The sequence below is a fragment of the Demequina maris genome (assembly GCF_000971155.1).
In the GTDB taxonomy this organism is placed as follows: Bacteria; Actinomycetota; Actinomycetes; order Actinomycetales; family Demequinaceae; genus Demequina; species Demequina maris.
Genome location: NZ_BBLX01000002.1, coordinates 119,884 through 137,308, shown reverse-complemented (window position 1 = coordinate 137,308; position 17,425 = coordinate 119,884). Strand labels below are relative to the sequence as shown.

Here is a 17,425-nt window from a genome sequence, read left to right as displayed (position 1 = left end):
GCGGGTGGGTCAGACCCGGGCCGGGGCCGCCTCGTCCTGGGGGGTGTCGGCGGGCACGGGACGCTCGCCCGCCTCCACCGTCGTGCCGGTCGCGGCCCTGCCGGCCGCTCCGGACGTCTTCTTGCGGCGGCGGCCGCGGGTGGGCACGGCGAGGTTGCCGGCCTTGGGCGACAGCGCCATCTGGACGCCGTCCGCAAGCAGGTTCCACGCGACGGTGAGCAGCGTGATGAGCACCGCGGGTAGCACGATCAGCAGCGGGTCGAGCTGCATGTAGCGCATGGACTCGGAGATCATGCGGCCGGCGCTCGGGTCCGGCGCCTGCACGCCCTGGCCCAGGAAGCTGAGGCTCGACTCGATGAGCACCGCGAGCGACGCGGTCGAGGCGAAGTTCACGAGCATCGGCGTGGTCGCGTTCGGCAGCAGGTGGCTGAGCGCGATCCACGGCTTGCGGACGCCCGCGATCTCGGCGGCGACCACGAAGTCGCGGTCGCGCAGCACCAGGATGGGCGAGCGCATGATGCGCGCGAAGCCGGGGGCGCCGATGATCGCCATCGCGATGATGAGCGGCAGGAAGCCGGGGCCGATGATCACGCGGATGACGAGCGCGAACAGGATCGCGGGGATCGCCATGATGATCTCGGTGCCGCGCATGAGCAGGTTGTCGAGGCGGCCGCCCGCGTAGCCGGCGACGAGCCCGATGCTGGTGCCGATGATCATCGAGATCACCGAGGACACCAGCGAGATCACGAGCGCGTAGCGGGTGGCGATCGCGAGGCGGACGAAGTTGTCGCGGCCGATGTTGTCGGTGCCGAGCCAGTGCGTGCCCGAGGGCCCCTCGAACGGGCCGCCGGTGGTGAGGTTCGGGTCGTAGCCGCCGACCAGCGGGCCGAGGACGGCGAAGACCGTGAGGCCGGCGAGGATCGCGATGCCGGCGACGAGCGCGCCGTTCTTCTTCAGCTTGATCATGAGGCACGCACCCGGGGGTCGATGACGGGGTAGAGCAGGTCCACGACGAGGTTGATGAGCACGAAGCACGCGCCGAGCACGAGCACGCAGGCCTGGATGGTCGGGTAGTCGGAGCTGTTGATCGCCTCGATGAGCATCGAGCCCATGCCGGGGATCTGGAAGATGCTCTCGATCACGACCGTGCCGCCGATCAGCGCGGCGAGCTGGATGCCGACCACCGTGGTCACGGGGATGAGCGCGTTCCGCAGCGCGTGCCCGCGCACGATGCGCCCGGTCGGGACGCCCTTCGAGCGGGCCGTGCGGATGTAGTCCTGGGAGAGCGTGTCGAGCACCGTGCCGCGCGAGTAGCGCGAGATCACCGCGGACATCGCGAGCGACAGCACCAGCGCGGGCACCAGGAGCGACAGGACCGAGGCGACGGGGCCCTTCTCCCACGGCGTGTAGCCGATCAGCGGGAGCTTGAAGGTGAAGGCGTTCACCATGATGAGAACCGCGCCGATCGCGAAGGCCGGCACGGACAGCGCGATGAACGAGCCGCCGCGGATGAGTCCGTCGAGGGGCGTGCCCTGGCGCACCGCCGAGACGACGCCGCTGGGGAGGCCGATGACGAGGCCGACGATGACGGCGATGATCGCGAGCTGCAGCGAGACCGGGAACCGGTCGCCGAGCATCGTCCCGATCTCCTGCGACTTCGTCAGCGAGGTGCCGAAGTCGCCGTGGAGCACCCCGCCGAGCCACTCGAGGTACTGCGTGGTCCACGGCCGGTCGAGGCCGAGCTCCGCGCGGATCTCCGCGAGCTGGTTCGGGTCCGGGTTGTCGATGTTCAGGTACTGCAGCGCGGGGTCTCCGGGCATCAGGCGCACCATCCCGAAGGACAGCAGGGACAGCGCGAACAGCACGAGCAGTGCCGATCCGAGCCGCTTGGCCAGGTACTTCGCCACGGTCACCTCCTCGGTTCTCGATCGACGTGTGTTGACGTCATCGATCCTTCAAGGAGGCGGCCGTTCCGATAAGAACCACGGAGCCGGGGAAGGTCCGGGCCACCGTTAACCGACCGGACACGTGCGTGTCGCATGTGTCACGGCGGGGGTGCCAGCGGAAACATGGATGACACACGGTGTCACCTATCCCGCGGGCGCGGGTCAGCGGGCGCGGAGCCTCTGCGTCACCGCGTGGGCCTGCTCGAGCAGCACCCGGCCGATCTCGCCCTGCCGGTCCGGGCCGAAGCGCGACTCGACGCCCGTGGCCGACAGCGCCCACGCGGGCCGGCCCGCCGCATCGAAGACCGCCGCCGCCATGCCCCACGAGCCCTCGACGATGAGCCCGGGGTTGACCACGTAGCCCGTCGCGCGGCCCGCGGCCAGGCGCGCGCGCAGCGGGGCCGTCGCGTGGGCCGGACCCCACTCGGCGACCAGGTCGGCGCGCGCGAGGTAGGCCTCGCGCTCGGCCTCGGGGAGCATCGCCAGCATCGCCAGCCCGGCGGACGCGACGCCCAGCGGGAAGCGGATGCCCTCGTAGAGCACGTGCGAGCGGATGGGGAAGGACCCCTCCTCGCGCAGCAGGCACACGGACTCGTCGCCGCGCCGCGCCGACAGGAAGGCGCTCTCCCCCGTCGCGTGCGCGACCGCGCGCACCGCGTCGCGCGCGAGCTCGGTGATGTCGTAGCGGTCGGCGGCGACGGCGCCCAGGATGTACGCCTCGGGGCCCAGCACCCAGCCGCCGTCGGCGTCGCGGTCGACCAGGCCCTCCCCCGCGAGCGCGGAAAGGAGACGATGCGCGGTGGGCCGGGTGAGGCCCGTCGCCTCGGCGACGCGCGAGGTGGACGCGGGCGTGCCGGCGGCCGCGCTGAGCACGCGCAGCACCGCGCCCACGCGCGCCACGACCTGCGCCCCCTGCTCCGCCACGGCGACCCCCGCATCGTCCACTTAGTGGACACCCTAGCCCCCGATGACCACATCCTGCGGGCTCATTGACCCGAATCACCCGTCAGGTCTACCGTCCATCTATCCACGATGTGGTCAGACAACGGAGTCGGAGGCACCATGGGGAAGCTGTACCCCAGCGCCGCGGATGCGGTGCGGGACGTCGTCAGGGACGGGCAGATCATCGCGGTCGGGGGGTTCGGCCTCAGCGGCAACCCCACCGACCTCATCGAGGCGGTGCGCGACACGGGCGCGCGCGACCTCACCATCGTGAGCAACAACATGGGCGTGGACGGCAAGGGGCTCGGCATCCTGCTCGAGTCCGGCCAGGTGCGCAAGGTGGTCGCGTCGTACGTGGGCGAGAACAGGCGCTTCGCGGAGCAGTACCTCGCGGGCGACCTCGAGGTCGAGTTCGCGCCGCAGGGCACGCTCGCCGAGCGCATGCGCGCCGGCGGCGCCGGCATCGCGGGCTTCTACACGCGCACCGGCGTGGGCACCCCCGTCGCGGAGGGCAAGCCCACCGCGTCGTTCGACGGCCTCGACTACGTGCTGGAGCGCGGCATCGTCGCGGACGTCGCCCTGGTGAAGGCGCATCGTGCCGACACCGCGGGCAACCTCCGCTACCGGTTCACCGCGCGCAACTTCAACCCGCTCGCGGCGATGTCCGGCCGGATCACGCTGGTCGAGTCCGAGCACGTCGACCCGCACCCGCTCGACCCCGACACGGTCGAGACGCCCGGGATCTTCGTCCAGCGGCTCGTGCGCTCGACGCCGCGGGTCAAGGACATCGAGCAGCGCACCACGAGGGAGGCCTGACATGGGGTGGACGCGGGACGAGATGGCGGCGATCGCCGCCGAGGAGCTCGAGGACGGCCAGTACGTCAACCTCGGCATCGGCATCCCCACGCTGGTGGCGAACCACCTGCCGCCGGGCGTGACGGTGACGCTGCAGAGCGAGAACGGGATGCTGGGCATGGGCCCGTTCCCGATCGAGGGTGACGAGGACGCGGACCTCATCAACGCCGGCAAGCAGACCGTGACGGTCCTGCCGGGCGGCAGCTTCTTCGACTCGGCGACGAGCTTCGCGATGATCCGCGGCGGCCACGTCGACGCCGCGATCCTGGGCGCGCTCCAGGTGTCGCAGCACGGCGACCTCGCCAACTGGACCATCCCCGGCAAGCTCGTCAAGGGCATGGGCGGCGCGATGGACCTGGTCGCGGGCACCAAGCGGGTCGTGGTGATCACGGACCACGTCGCGAAGGACGGCGCGCCCAAGATCGTCGAGGACTGCACGCTGCCCCTCACGGGTGTCCGCGTGGTCGACCGCATCGTCACCGACCTGTGCGTGCTCGACATCGACGAGCGCGGGCTGGTCCTCAGCCGCCTCGCGCCCGGGGTGACCTTCGAGCAGGTCGCGGAGGCCACCGGCGCCCCCGTGCGCGTGGAGGTGCCCGCGTGAGCGTCGTCATCGCGGGCTACGCGCGCACGCCCTTCGTCAAGTACTGCGGGCAGTTCGCCCGCATCCCCGCGACCGCGCTCGGGGCGCACGCCGCCGCGGCCGCGCTCGAGCGGGCCGGGATCGCGCCCGACCGCGTCGACCAGGTCGTCGGCGGCCAGGTGCTCCAGGGCGGCGCGGGCCAGAACCCCGCGCGCCAGGCCGCCGTCGCGGCCGGGGTCCCGCTCACCGTGCCCGCCGCCACCCTCAACGTCGTGTGCCTGTCCGGCACGGAGGCCGTGTCGCAGGGTGCGCGTCTCATCGCCTCCGGCGAGGCCGACGTGGTGCTCGCGATCGGCCAGGAGTCGATGTCGCTCGCGCCCCACGCGTACGTGGGCTCGCGGCTCGGGGCGCGCTACGGCGCGATCGAGATGCTCGACACCCTCGCGCACGACGGCCTGTCGGACGCCTTCGAGCGGCGCTCGATGGGCGAGTCCACCGAGGAGCACTCCGAGCGGCACGCGCTCACGCGCGAGGAGCAGGACGCCTGGGCCGCCGAGTCGCACCGCCGCCTCGCGGCGTCGGCCGCGATCCAGGCCGAGGAGATCGCGCCGCTGACACCCCCGCGCAGGGACGATGCGGTGGTCGCGGACGACGGCCTGCGCGCGGACACCACGGTCGAGTCGCTCGCGCGGCTGCGCCCCGCGTTCGGCGGCCGCGGCACGATCACCGCGGGCAACGCCTCGCAGATCACGGACGGCGCGGCGGCCATCGTGCTCACGCGCGAGGGCCTCGCGGAGCGCCCGCTGGCGCGGATCCTCGCGACCGCCTTCGTGGCCGGTCCGGACGTGTCGCTCCACCACCAGCCCGCGGCGGCCGCCGAGGTCGCGCTGGCCAAGGCCGGACGAGCGGCCGCGGAGCTCGCGACCGCGGAGATCAACGAGGCCTTCGCGGCGGTGGCCGTCGCCTCGGCCTCGCGGCTCGGGCTCGACCCGCGCATCGTCAACCCGCACGGCGGCGCGATCGCGCTCGGCCACCCCATCGGGGCGTCCGGCACGCGCATCGTCGGTCACGCCGCGCGCACGCTCGCGGGCCTCGGCTCGGGCGCGCTCGGCGTCGCCGCGATCTGCGGCGGCGGCGGGCAGGGATCGGCGGTGCTGCTCGAGGCCCTGTAGGCGGAGCGTCAGCCCAGGCGGACCCGCTCCCGCACGTCGTCGCGCGGAAGATCGTCCACGACGGCGCCGACCTCCATCGAGACGAGCTCGACCGGATCGCCGATGGTGGTGAGGAACGCGGTGTCGGCCGCATCGCGACCGGTGGCGATCCGCGCCATCGTCTGTCGCGGCGCGAGGGCGGTCGCATCGACCACCCACCACTCGCCGTCGACGAGCGCCTCCGCGACGGCGTGGAAGTCCATGGGCTCGAGTCCCGGCGCGTACACGGACACCACGCGCGCGGGCACGTCCAGCGTGCGCAGCAGCGCCACGACCACGTGCGCGAAGTCGCGGCACACGCCCTGACGGGCGAGCACGGTCGCCACGGCGCCATCGGTCGGGCGCGACGATCCGGACACGTAGGCGAGCTGCGTCCCCACCCAGCTCGAGACGAACTCGAGCAGGTCATGGCCCGTGCGGTCCCCCGCCTCGGCGACGGCCATCGGGTGCAGGGTGTCGGACTCGCAGTAGCGGCTGGGCCTCAGGTAGCGGAGGTGATCGAGGTCCGTCACGGGCACCGGGTCATGGCGTCCCTCGAGGGTCGCGCGGTAGGAGACGTCGATGCGCCCTCCGTCGACGTCGAGCTCGTGGAGGCGCGAGCCGTGGTGGTCCACGAGCTCGCGCACGGCGACGGGCTCGCCGTCGACCTCGACGGTCAGGGTCTCCTCCTCGGGCCGCGCGCCGGAGGCGGCGACCGAGAGCACCACACGTGCCGGGCCGGAGGCCTCGAGCACGAGGGAGGACTGGAGCGTGCGCAGCATGGTCACATGCTCTCATCGAAGCGAGCACCGTCGGCTCCGACGGGAGCCCTCTCGACCGAGCGCGGCGCGCTGCTCGCGGACCGACCCCGCGGAGGTGAGGCGTTCCCTCTGGTAGGGATGCCCGCAGCGCCGTAGCGTCGGCCTATGGACGCCACGTCGATCACCGCGCTGGCGCTGCTCATCGCCGCCTGGGCGTTCCTGTCGGGCGCGCTCTCCCGCCACAACCTCACCGGTCCCATGCTCTTCACGCTCGTCGGGTTCCTGCTCGGCAACCCGTGGTGGGGGCCGCTCGCCATCGACGTGGAGACGCGGTCGGCCCACGCGGTGGCGGAGCTCGCCCTCGCGATGCTGCTGTTCGCCGACGCGTCGCGCATCGACCTGCGCGCGCTGCGGCGCCAGGCGGCCGTGCCGCTGCGGCTGCTCGGCATCGGGCTGCCGCTGGCCATCGTGCTCGGCACCGCCGCGGCCTTCCTCCTCGGCCCGGACATGCCGTGGGCGCTGGCGCTGTTCATCGGGGCGGCCCTTGCGCCCACCGATGCGGCGCTCAGCGCGCCCGTGATCGAGGACCGGCGCATCCCGCTGCTCCTGCGCCGGTCGCTCAACGTCGAGAGCGGGCTCAACGACGGGATCGCGACGCCCGTGGTCACGGTGGGCGTGGTGCTGACCGCGAGCGCGCTGGGCCTCACGTCGGCGACCGAGTCCGTCGCGTTCGTGACCGTGGTCCGCGAGCTCGGGGTGGGCGCGGGCGCGGGAGTGGCCGTCGGGGTGATGGGCGGGTGGGCCGCCACCGTCGCGACGCGGCGCGGCTGGACCACACCGGGAGCGCGCCGGATCGCCGTGCTGTCGCTCGCGGTCGGCGCATTCGGGCTCGCGCAGGCCGCGGGCGCCAACGCCTTCATCGCCGCGTTCACGGCCGGTCTGGCGTTCAGCGCGGTCGCCGCCAAGGACCTCGTGGACACCGAGGCGGACGTGGTGCTGCCGGAGCTCGGCGGCGAGCTCCTCGCGCTGGGGGTGTGGTTCCTGTTCGGCGCGGGCCTGATCCCCGTCATCCTCGCCGACGCGAACGGCTGGACCGTCCTCTACGCGGTGCTCGCGCTCACCGTGCTGCGGATGCTGCCCGTGGCCCTCGCGCTCGTCGGCGCGGGCCTGCCTCCCTGGCACGTGCTCTTCCTGGGCTGGTTCGGCCCACGTGGCCTCGCCTCGGTGGTGTTCGCGCTGATCGCCGTCGAGGAGCTCGCGGAGTCCCAGCACCCCCTGGTCGCGCAGGCCATCGCGGTGGTCGCGCTCACGGTGCTGCTCAGCGTCCTCCTCCACGGCGCGACCGCGGGGCCCGCGGCGGCGCGGTCCTCCGCCGCGCCGGAGCCCGGCGACGCGGATGCGCCGCAGGCGAGGCGCGGGCACCTGCCCGCGGCCGATCGGACATGAAGAAAGGGGCCCGCCTGCCGGCGGGCCCCTTCTCACTGGTGGAGCTGAGGGGAATCGAACCCCTGACCTTCTCATTGCGAACGAGACGCGCTACCAACTGCGCCACAGCCCCAAGTGCTCGAATAGATTAGCACCTCTCCGGGGGCCGCACGTACATCCCGCGGCCTCTCGCGACCGCCTCCGCCGCCGCATCGTCCCGGCAAAGTCCGGGCAAAAGTTAAAGAGTTCGTCACAATCGCGCAATAACGGTGACATTCGCGGCACCTACCGTCACTCCAAGGCCTCACGACGATGTGCGGCCCCCGCTCGTCAGGAGCAGGCTTCGGGAAGGAGGTGCCGCCGTGTACGACGACGTCGATCCGTTCATCGGGACCGAGGCCACCTCGCTCCCTGCCCCGACGGGCATCGCCGCGACCTGGTGGTGGCCGAAGCCGCAGGTGGGCAACACGCACCCCGGCGCCTGCTACCCGCTCGGCATGGTGTCCGCGTGCGCCTACTCCGGCGCCTACCCGACCGGCTACGGCCTGTACGACCTCTCCACCGAGGGCGTGCCCACGCGCCTGCACGACCGGAACGTCGCCTCCGGGTTCACGCACTTCCAACAGTCCGGCACCGGCGCGATCCGCAAGTACTACAACTACTTCCGCGTCACGCCCATGCTCGAGCCGCTCGACGAGCTGGACCGCGCGTGGGAGATCGTCGACGAGGAGGCGCACCCGGGCTACTACCACGCGGTCATGGAGAACGGCATCGAGGCCGAGCTCGCCGCCGGCCCCAAGTCCGTGGTGCACCGCTACACGTTCCCCGAGCACCCCTCGGCCCGCCTGGTCGTCGACTTCTCGCTCGGCGGCCTCGAGATCCCGTACGGCGCGACGCTCCCGCTGCGCGCGCGGCTCGAGTCCGTCGAGCCCGGCGTCGTGCAGGGCGAGATCGTCGTCGAGGGCGTGCCGCTCGCGGTCTACATCGAGTGCGACGCCGAGGACTGGCGCCAGATGCTCTGGTACGACAGCCGCCTCATGCAGGCCGGCACGCGCCTCGACCTCGACTCGATCCGCCCGTCGACGCTGCGGCCGTTCGGCCTCATGTGGATCGGCGCGGCGGCGCCCGACCGCACCGTCGAGCTCCGCATCGGCTTCTCGCTGCGCGGCGTCGAGCAGGCCCGCGCCAACCTCCGCAAGGACCTGGGCGAGCTGGGCACCTTCGCGAGCCGGCTCGCGGGCACGCGCGAGACGTGGCGGGGGCTGCTCGACGCCATCAGCGTCGAGACGGAGGACGATGCGCGGCGCGAGGTCTTCGCGACCGCGGTCTACCACTCGCTCATCAAGCCCTGCTTCGCCCCCGACGAGAGCCCTTTCTGGGGCGCCAAGGGGCCGTTCGTCTTCGACGTGTCGACCATGTGGGACATCTACCGGACGCAGCTGCCGCTGCTCACCGCGCTCATGCCGGAGCGGGTGGTGGAGTTCGCGAACGCGATGCTCACGATCGCGGAGCAGGAGGGCAACCTGCCCATCGGCTACCGCATGGCGCGCGGCTCGGACCGCTTCAGCCGGCAGGGAAGCGCCCTCGTGCACACGCTCCTCGCTGACCTCGCGCACCTCGGCGTCCACGGCATCGACTGGGACTGGGCGCTGGTGCACATGCAGACGGACCTGCGCCGCGCGTATGGCGAGGAGTTCCTGCTCCAGGGCTACGCCCAGCCGATGAGCCACACGCTCGACCTCGCGTACGGCTACTGGTGCGCCGGCGTGGTCGCCGAGCTGCTGGGCGACCGCGCGCAGCTTGGCGAGGACGTCGAGCTGGCGGGGCGCTGGCGCAACGCGTTCGACCCGCGGACCGGGCTACTCAAGGAGTCCACGTACTACGAGGGCACCCGCTACAACTACTCGTTCCGCCTGCTGCACGACATGGCGGCGCGCATCGAGCTCGCCGGCGGCGACGACGCGTTCGTGGAGATGCTCGACCGGTTCTTCGGCTACGGCGCGGAGCCGGTCACGCAGCCCGGCGAGCGCCCGTCCGCGGGGGAGATGGTCGCCGGCTACTCGCTCGGCCGCTTCGAGGGCCTCAACAACGAGCCCGACATGGAGGCCCCCTGGGCCTACCACTACGCGGGCCGTCCGGACCGGACCGCGGAGGTGGTCCACGGCATCGTCCACCAGATGTTCGGGCCCGGTCGCGGAGGACTCCCTGGTAACGACGACTCGGGCGGGTTATCGTCGTGGTACGTCTGGGCCAGCCTGGGGCTGTTCCCCGTCGCAGGGCAGAGCCTGTTCCTGCTTCACCCGCCCGCCTTCGCCTCAGCGAGGATGCGCATGGCGCGCGGAGAGCTCCACATCGTCACCGAGGGCTTCACGGAGCCCCGGCCCGGCGGACCGGTGCAGTACGTCCGGTCGGTCACCCTCGACGGGTCCCCCGTCGAGTCGTCTTGGATCGCAGGCTCCGAGCTCCACCTGGGCGGAGAGCTGCGATTCGTGCTCGGGGACTCCCCGAGCGACTGGGGACGCAAGCAGCGTCCGCCCTCCACCCCCCGCCCCACCGTGGGGCTGCTCCCGTGAAGGAGGTGTCATGAACACCGAGGTCAACCGCAGGCTCGTCATCATCGTCAGGGCCGACCCCGTCATCTGCGGCCACTCGGGCGAGGCCCGCAACCTCGCCGAGGTCGCGCTCACCCGAGGCTTCGACGATGTACGCATCGTCACCTGGCCGCTCGATCGCCTCGAGGAGACCGGCCTGCCCCTCAAGCCGCTCGACACCGTCCTTCCCTACTCCCCCGGCATCACCGTCGAGCGCCCGGGGCCGGTGGGCGGCTACAAGATCCCCGACGGCCGCTACCTGGCCGGCATGGTGGGGCGCCTCGTGGAGCTCTTCACGGACGGCGTGCCGACCGTCGCGATGTCGCTGTACCTCCACCCGCACACCACCGCGGTGGCGGACGCGCTGCGGATCGCGCAGTCGACCGGCCTGCCGGTCAACGTCACGACGATCGCGGAGGCGGTCGGCTCGGACATCACCGACGTGGTGCGCTCCGCGGTGGACCACGGCGAGTTCGGGGCGGCGGCCGCGGTGCTGTCGACCTACCTCAGCCAGGACGTGTGCGTCGCGGTGTCGCAGTACACCAAGGACGTCATCGTGGCGTCGGCGGCGGAGCTCGACGCGATGTACGGCACGGCCTTCGCGGCGCAGTGCGAGGAGCGGGTGCGGATCTCGTACCCGGCCATCGACACGTCCGCGTACCTGTCGCTGGACGATGCGGAGACGGACCGGGTGCTCGCCTCCCGCGGGCTGCGGCGCGGCGAGTTCGTGCTGTACCTGTCGCGGCTGCAGAAGGCCAAGGGCGTCGACGACCTCATCCGCGGCTTCGCGGCCTCGGAGGCGTGCGAGAGCCAGACGCTCGTGATCGCCGGCCGGGGTCCGGACCTGCCGTACTTCCAGGAGGTGGCGTCCCGCACCGCGGCGCGCGACCGCATCGTCTTCCTGCAGGACGTGGGTGACGACGAGAAGCCGCACCTCATGGCCGCCTGCACCTCCTACGCGCTGCCCTCGAAGCCGGCGCCGGAGTTCACGGAGACCTTCGGCATCGCGCTGGTCGAGAAGATGCTCGCGGGCGGCGGCCCCGTCATCACGTGCGACACGGGCGGGATCCTCGAGGCCGTGGGCGACACGGCCGTGGTGGTGCCCTCCGGCGACCCGTCCGCGCTCACCGTGGCGCTGAACGTGTGCGCCGCGGGCATGGACGAGGCGGATGCCGAGTGGTGGGAGGGCCGCGCGCGCGAGCACGCGATGCAGTTCGACCGCGTCAACGTGTTCGACCGGCTGTTCGCGATGCTGCCCGGCGCGGCGCCCGTGGGCGCACCGGCCCGACGCAAGGTGCGTGCCCGCGCGTAGGTGGCACGACGGGGCCCCGGCCGCTCTCGGGCGACCGGGGCCCCGCATCGTCCCCTAGGGGGCCGGGTAGCCGACGAGGTAGGCCGGCGCCCCCACGTGGTCCATGTCGGCGGCGTCGCCGACGCCGTTGACCACGTGCTCGATGGTCCCCGCGCTGAGGTTGACCGTCATGAGGTGGTGCAGCTGCACGCCCGGCACCTCCGGCACCTCGAAGCCGTTGGCGGTCAGGATCTCCGGGTTGTTCTGGTTGAACACGTAGACCCCCGCGCCGTACAGGCGGTGCGTCGAGACGTCGTCGGCGACCTTGTAGCCCGGGTAGCCGAGGGTGCCGTCGGGCTGGGTCCAGTCGGCCTGCGTGGGCGGGTCGTAGGGCAGCTCGTTCTGGTAGAGCACCACCGTGCCGTCCTCGCCGTTCCAGAGCGTGTTGTAGCGCTGGAAGTGCTCGACGAACAGCCCGGTCGCGGTCACGCGGTCGCCGTTGACGACCACGCCGTCGAGGCCGGTGTTGGTCGCCCACCGGTCGGTGTCGCCGTTGACGCCCTCCGTGAAGCCCTCGACGCCGTGGTCGCCCCGCCACACCCAGGTGTGGTCGATGAGGACGTCGTCGCTGTTGACCACGAGGGCGGTCTCGGTGCGGCCGATGTGCGGGCCGCCGACGCGGAAGTACACGTCGGACAGCGTGGTGGGGTTGTCGGCGGCGGCACGGGCATTGGACCCGTTCGTGCCGTTCCTCTTGCCCACCTCGAGCAGGACCGGCGAGAGCGTCTCGCCCGCGTCGATGGTGACCCCCGCGACGATCGCGCCGGGGACGTCGGCGACGCGCAGCGGCGTCGCGCCTCCCACCGCGGTGAGGGTCGCGTGGCCGATGCCGAGGACGACGGTGTCGGGACGCTTGACCTCGATGCTGCGCGCGATGTCGTAGACGCCGGGCGTGAGCAGCAGGTGCCGGCCCCGGGCGAGGGCGTTGTTGATCTCCTGGACGCTGTCGCCGGGGCGGGCGATGTAGAACTCGTCGATCGGGATCGAGCGGCCGGGCGTCATCCCGTCGGCCCAGCTGATGCCCGCGGTGTCGCGCGCCGCGGACGGGACGCGCACCTGGTAGACGCCGTCGTCGTCGACGTAGAGGTAGGGCTTCTCCCGGCTGAGCGGGGTGGTGTCGAGCGTCGTGTACGGCTCGGCGGGGAAGGCCGCGTCGCCCGGTGCGCCCACGACTCCGGCGAAGACCTGGTTCCAGACGCCGTTGCTCCAGCCGGCCACCTCGCTGTTGCGGGTGAGCCACTGCTGCTGCGAGCCGTTGATGGTGAACGGCAGGCGCGAGTCCGCGATGAACCCGCCGCTGGCGTACTGCGGGCCGGCGGTGCAGTAGTCCATCAGGGTGAGGTTCCCGCCCGACATGTCGACCCGCCGCATCGACACCGCCTGCGAGACGGCCCAGAAGTTGCCGCTCGCGCGGCAGCCGTCCTGGCCGGTGCCGTCGACGTGGACGGCGAGGTTGGACAGGGTGCGCCAGAAGTTCACCAGCGCGATGCAGTTGGGGTTCGCGTCGTCGCCGAGGCAGCGGTTGTAGACGTCGGCCTTGCCGGTGATGGTCACGTCGTCGGGCATCGCGCCCAGGCCCGCGATCTCGGTGTAGTACCCCACCTCGATCTGGAGGGGGGCGCCGGGGGCGCCGTACTCGCCCGGCAGGAAGAGCACGGCGTGGCGCGCCGTGGTCATCTCGGCGTCGCGCTGCTGGTCGACCAGGTCGTCGACGATCCCCTGGATCTCGGCGGTGGTCATGGTGGGGTCGATGATCGTCACGTTCGGGCCCAGGTCGGGCGCCGTCGGGTCGATGTCCTGCGGCGGGGCCGCGGCGGCCGGTGCGGCCACCGCCGCTCCCGCGACGAGCGTGACGCCGGCGGCGAGGGCGAGGCCTCGGCGGAACCGGCCGGTCGGGTGATGCGTCATGCGGCGTTTCCTCTCCTTTGAGGTGCAATGGACATCCTTGTCCATTACTGACAGGACAGTAACCATGTCCGGAGAGGGTCGCAACGGGAAGGGTCGGGTGGGTCGGCGGCGGCCCGCTCCCGCGCCTCCTCGCCGGTCGTCGCCCGTCCTCGGCCGCCCGCGCCCGCACCGAACCGGCGCATGAGATCGGCGCCGGTAGCCGCGACCAGGCACGATGCGCATCGTCCCCGCTCCCGTACGCCGGTTGCGTCAGGTGGGGGTGCGGACCGTCCTGGCCGTCAGGCCGAGGCGCGCTGCGAGGTGGCGGCGCGGCTCAGAGCACGATGCGTCGAACCGGGCGGCTCAGGCCGAGGCGCTGCGGCGGCGGGCGAGGATCGCGTCGAGCGATCCGGTCGCGGGGGCGGCCGGCGCCCCCTCGCCCTCCTCGGCGCGGTACGAGGCCGCGGCGATGTCGCCCGTGTCGAGCGGGCGGGCCTGCGCGGGCCGGACCTCCGCCTTGAGCGTGTAGCTCGGGGCGGGCAGCTCGCGGGGGCTCCACGCCGCGGACTCCTCGACGGCCGGCGGGGCCGGCTCGACCGAGGCCGTGACCTTCGCGAACGGCATCGGCGCGGGCGCCGCGAGCGGCGCAAGGTCCACGGAGGTGACGATCTTGATGGCCTGCGTCGCGACGTCGGACGGCTGCGACTCGAGGCCGGCCGCACGGTCCGCGGTGACCTTGCGCAGCGCCTGCGTCGCGGTCGCGGCAGCGCCCACCTCGCGGGCGACGAGCGCGAGACGCGCGTCGACGCGGCGCTGGGCGGCGGCGGCGCGGGCACCCTGGACGAGCACGCCCGCGAGCACCGCGGTCGCGATCGCGCCGACCACGGCGTGCGCCAGGCCGAACGCGACCAGCACCCACGCGGTGGTGGCGAGCAGGGTCACGCCCAGCGCGACGCGGGCGCGACGGCGGGCACGGGCACGGCGCTCGGCCAGCGCGGAGGCACGGTCGCTGCGCATCGCGATGAGCTGGCGCTGGGCCGCGGTGGCGGCCTTGTCGATCGGGCCCGCGGGGCGGGACATCGCGTCCGCGCCGAGCGAGGCGATCGAGGCACGCGCGGCGCCGGTGACGAGCAGCGGGACCTCGCCCGAGTCGGTCGACGCGCGGTCGATGGGCTTCTCGACGCGGGACGCGGTGGTCTTCACCACGCGCATCTCAGCGGAGTACCGGTCCTCGGTCCTCACGAGCGCGTAGTCGGCGCGCTCGCGGATCCGCTGGGGGATGACGTAGGCGAGCACCATGCCGAGGGCGATGATCGCGAGCAGTCCAGCGGGAGGCATGGCACGACGTTACGGCCGTGCCGCCCGCGAGCGCCGCAACGCGCCCGGCGTGTCAGCCGCCGACACCCCAATATCGTCCGGTACGAGGGTCGTCTTGAGTCCGCGCGAAGATGACGTGGTCGCGCCAGCCCCCGTCGATGTAGAGGTAGGACCGCCGCCGGCCCTCCTCGACGAAGCCGAGCTTCTCGGCCACCCGCCGGCTGGCGGCGTTCTCCGGCCGGATCGCGATCTCGACCCGGTGCAGCCCCACCCGGAAGGCATGCGTGGTGAGCAGCGCGGCGGCCCGCGGCACCAGGTCGAGGCCGGCCCGGTCCTGCGCGATCCAGTACCCGAGCGATCCCGACCGCTGCGCGCCCCACTGGATGCCCGCGATGACGACCCGGCCCGCGAGCGCGCCGTCGACCTCGATCGCGAGCGGGAACGCCTCGAGCAGCCGGCGCTGGCGCCGCTCCTGCCGCACGAACGCGCGGAACGACATGTCGGTCGCGGCGACCTCGGGCGGCACGGTGGCCTCCCACGGACGCAGCCAGTCGCGGTTGTCCTGCCGCAGCCGCATCCACTCGTCCTCGTCGCGCGCGGTCAGCGGCCGCAGCCGCAGCCCGGCCCCGTCGAGCACGAGGTCGCGCGCCATCAGTCGTCCCAGACGGTGCACCGGAGCACGTCGCCCTCGCGCACCGCGGTCGCAGCGGCGTCGACCCACGCGATGCCGTCGGCGTCGCCGAGCGCCGCGAGCGTCACGTCGCCCGGCTCGCAGGCGGGGCTCGCGATGACGGTGCCCGAGGAATCCAGGCCCAGCCGCACCGGCACCGCCTGGGTGACGCCGGCCGGCGACGGCCAGCCGCGGTCGAGCCGCGCGCGCACGCCCGGCCGGACCACCTCGGTGAAGCCGCACATGCGCCGCAGCGCGGGCCGCACGTACGCCTCGAAGGCGAGGGCGGCGGCCGCGGGCGCGCCGGGCAGCGCGATCGTGGGCACCTGGCGCGCGCCCTCCTCGCCGAGCATCGCGAACGCATGGTGGGGTCCTGGCTCGAGGGCGAGCCGCACGTCGTCGACCGTGCCGAGGTCCTGGAGCACCTGCAGCACCGTGTCGTGGCTGCCGGCGCTCAGGCCGCCGGTGACGATGAGGAGGTCCGCACGCACGAGCTGGTCCTCGATCGCGGTGCGGAGCGTGGGACGGTCGTCGGGGACGGGGCCCACCCGGTACGCGTGCGCGCCGGCGTTGCGCGCCGCGACGGCGATGAGGTGGCCCGTGGCCTCGGGCACGCCGGGGCGGCCGGGGTCGACGAGCTCGCTGCCGGTCGCGACCACGACGACGCGCGGCACCGGCCGCACCGTGAGGCGCGGGTGGCCGAGCGACGCGGCGAGCGCGAGCTCGCGGCCGCCCAGGCGCCGGCCCGCGGGCACGACCATGCGCCCCGCCTCGGCGTCGGTGCCCGCGCGGCGGACCCCGGCCCCGGCGCGGACCGGGGCGTGCACCGCGACGCGCGCCACTCCCCCGTCCGTCGCGACGAGCGGCACCACCGCATCGGCGCCCGTGGGGACCGCCATCCCGGACGCGACGCGCGCGGCCGTGCCGGGCAGATGCGTGCGCGGACCGTGGTCGGCGAAGGACACGTCGTGCGCGACGGGGAGGGGTTCGCCGGCGACGTCGGCCGCGCGGACCGCGTAGCCGTCCCATGCGGCGATGTCGTACGCGGGCAGGGGCGCCGTCGCGACCAACGGCTCGACGAGGGTCGCACCCGCCGCGTCGCCCACGAGGACCGTGAGCGGCGGGATGGGCGCCAGCGCGTTCGTCACCGCGGCGCGGTGCTCCTCGAGGGTCCGGCTCAGCACAGGCGACCTCCTGCTCGACACATGTGCCGAGCCTAGGGACATGCCCGGAGTTGGAACAAAGATTTACTCATCTTTGGCACAATGGTGCCCATGACGCCGATGTCCGACAGCTCTCTGCGCGCACTCGAACCGGACGAGGCGAAGGCGCACCTGAGGGCGAGCATCCGACGCGAGAGGCTCCAGCGGAGCGAGAGGCGGCGCCACGAGGCGGCCGCCGCCCTTCGCGACCTCGTGCTCGCCCTCCCCAGCATCCAGGAGGCGCGCTGCGTCTCCGTGTACGCCTCCCGCGCGCACGAGCCCGGCACGGACCTCCTCATCGAGGCGCTCCACCGCCGGGGCATCAAGGTGCTGATCCCGCTGCTCGGCGACGGGCTGCAGCGCGGCTGGGGCGTCTATCGCGGCGTCGAGGACCTGATCGAGCGCGCCCCGGGGCGCCCGCCCGAGCCCAGCGGTGACTTCCTCCCGTCGGCGGCGCTCGCCGAGGCCGACGTCATCGTGGTGCCGGCCCTCGCGGTGGACACGGCGGGCACCCGCCTGGGTCAGGGCGGCGGCTGGTACGACCGCGCGCTCATGGACGCCCGGCCCGCCGCACCCGTGGTGGCCCTCACCTTCGCGAACGAGGTCCACGACGCCGGCGCGGCGCCCCTGCCGCGCGAGCGTCACGACCTCGGCGTGGACATGGTCATCACACCCGAGGGGGCATTCCCGCTCCCCGCGTAGAAT

General features: G+C 73.2%; 15 protein-coding genes and 1 tRNA gene. 7 read left to right on the top strand and 9 right to left on the bottom strand.

What is annotated here, in order from left to right:
• Positions 1-9: 9 nt before the first annotated feature.
• The 3 genes from AOM02_RS02865 to AOM02_RS02855 all read right to left on the bottom strand — a co-directional run bounded on the left by AOM02_RS02865 (position 10) and on the right by AOM02_RS02855 (position 2,891).
• On the bottom strand, positions 10-966 hold the full coding sequence (locus AOM02_RS02865) for an ABC transporter permease (protein ID WP_062296446.1): 957 nt from the start codon (positions 964-966) through the stop codon (positions 10-12).
• On the bottom strand, positions 963-1,907 hold the full coding sequence (locus AOM02_RS02860; RefSeq protein WP_062296888.1) for an ABC transporter permease: 945 nt from the start codon (positions 1,905-1,907) through the stop codon (positions 963-965). Before AOM02_RS02860 ends, AOM02_RS02865 begins: the two co-directional genes overlap by 4 nt.
• A 201-nt stretch (positions 1,908-2,108) precedes the next feature.
• Entirely contained in the window at positions 2,109-2,891 is a 783-nt protein-coding gene (locus tag AOM02_RS02855; protein ID WP_228373758.1) for an IclR family transcriptional regulator, read from the bottom strand.
• Between the two features lie 117 nt (positions 2,892-3,008).
• On the opposite strand from AOM02_RS02855, the gene AOM02_RS02850 reads away from it, so the two are divergent.
• The 3 genes from AOM02_RS02850 to AOM02_RS02840 are packed head-to-tail and all read left to right on the top strand — an operon-like array spanning position 3,009 to position 5,498.
• Positions 3,009-3,704 (top strand): CoA transferase subunit A, encoded by a 696-nt coding sequence (locus AOM02_RS02850; RefSeq protein WP_062296444.1) that lies wholly within the window; start codon positions 3,009-3,011, stop codon positions 3,702-3,704.
• Position 3,705: 1 nt separating this feature from the next.
• The gene (locus tag AOM02_RS02845) at positions 3,706-4,347 is read left to right on the top strand and encodes a CoA transferase subunit B (protein WP_062296442.1); all 642 of its coding nucleotides are present in this window, start codon (positions 3,706-3,708) and stop codon (positions 4,345-4,347) included.
• A complete protein-coding gene (locus tag AOM02_RS02840; protein WP_062296440.1) occupies positions 4,344-5,498 on the top strand; it encodes an acetyl-CoA C-acyltransferase in 1,155 nt (384 codons plus the stop codon). Before AOM02_RS02845 ends, AOM02_RS02840 begins: the two co-directional genes overlap by 4 nt.
• Before the next feature lie 8 nt (positions 5,499-5,506).
• Here AOM02_RS02840 and AOM02_RS02835 read toward each other — a convergent pair whose 3' ends face one another.
• Positions 5,507-6,298: a transglutaminase-like domain-containing protein gene (locus tag AOM02_RS02835; RefSeq protein ID WP_062296886.1), complete on the bottom strand. Its 792-nt coding sequence runs from the start codon at positions 6,296-6,298 to the stop codon at positions 5,507-5,509.
• 144 nt (positions 6,299-6,442) lie between these two features.
• Between AOM02_RS02835 and AOM02_RS02830 the strand changes: the two genes are divergently transcribed.
• Entirely contained in the window at positions 6,443-7,723 is a 1,281-nt protein-coding gene (locus AOM02_RS02830; protein ID WP_062296438.1) for a cation:proton antiporter domain-containing protein, read from the top strand.
• Positions 7,724-7,759: 36 nt separating this feature from the next.
• On the opposite strand, the gene AOM02_RS02825 is transcribed toward AOM02_RS02830, so the two are convergent.
• Positions 7,760-7,835, bottom strand: a tRNA-Ala gene (locus AOM02_RS02825).
• Positions 7,836-8,064: 229 nt separating this feature from the next.
• Between AOM02_RS02825 and AOM02_RS02820 the strand changes: the two genes are divergently transcribed.
• Both AOM02_RS02820 and AOM02_RS02815 read left to right on the top strand, forming a co-directional pair.
• Entirely contained in the window at positions 8,065-10,275 is a 2,211-nt protein-coding gene (locus AOM02_RS02820; protein ID WP_062296436.1) for a glycoside hydrolase domain-containing protein, read from the top strand.
• A gap of 10 nt (positions 10,276-10,285) precedes the next feature.
• Entirely contained in the window at positions 10,286-11,605 is a 1,320-nt protein-coding gene (locus tag AOM02_RS02815) for a glycosyltransferase (RefSeq protein WP_062296434.1), read from the top strand.
• Positions 11,606-11,659: 54 nt separating this feature from the next.
• Here AOM02_RS02815 and AOM02_RS02810 read toward each other — a convergent pair whose 3' ends face one another.
• The 4 genes from AOM02_RS02810 to AOM02_RS02795 all read right to left on the bottom strand — a co-directional run bounded on the left by AOM02_RS02810 (position 11,660) and on the right by AOM02_RS02795 (position 16,702).
• Entirely contained in the window at positions 11,660-13,552 is a 1,893-nt protein-coding gene (locus AOM02_RS02810; RefSeq protein ID WP_062296432.1) for a pectate lyase-like domain-containing protein, read from the bottom strand.
• A gap of 342 nt (positions 13,553-13,894) precedes the next feature.
• The gene (locus AOM02_RS02805) at positions 13,895-14,869 is read right to left on the bottom strand and encodes a hypothetical protein (RefSeq protein WP_062296430.1); all 975 of its coding nucleotides are present in this window, start codon (positions 14,867-14,869) and stop codon (positions 13,895-13,897) included.
• Positions 14,870-14,921: 52 nt separating this feature from the next.
• The gene (locus AOM02_RS02800) at positions 14,922-15,500 is read right to left on the bottom strand and encodes a GNAT family N-acetyltransferase (RefSeq protein ID WP_228372653.1); all 579 of its coding nucleotides are present in this window, start codon (positions 15,498-15,500) and stop codon (positions 14,922-14,924) included.
• A complete protein-coding gene (locus AOM02_RS02795) occupies positions 15,500-16,702 on the bottom strand; it encodes a molybdopterin molybdotransferase MoeA (protein WP_062296428.1) in 1,203 nt (400 codons plus the stop codon). The genes AOM02_RS02800 and AOM02_RS02795 overlap by 1 nt, the downstream gene beginning before the upstream one ends.
• A 90-nt stretch (positions 16,703-16,792) precedes the next feature.
• Here AOM02_RS02795 and AOM02_RS02790 point away from each other — a divergent pair, with 90 nt between their 5' ends.
• Positions 16,793-17,422, top strand: coding sequence for a 5-formyltetrahydrofolate cyclo-ligase (locus AOM02_RS02790; protein ID WP_062296426.1), 630 nt, complete (start codon positions 16,793-16,795; stop codon positions 17,420-17,422).
• Positions 17,423-17,425: the final 3 nt, after the last annotated feature.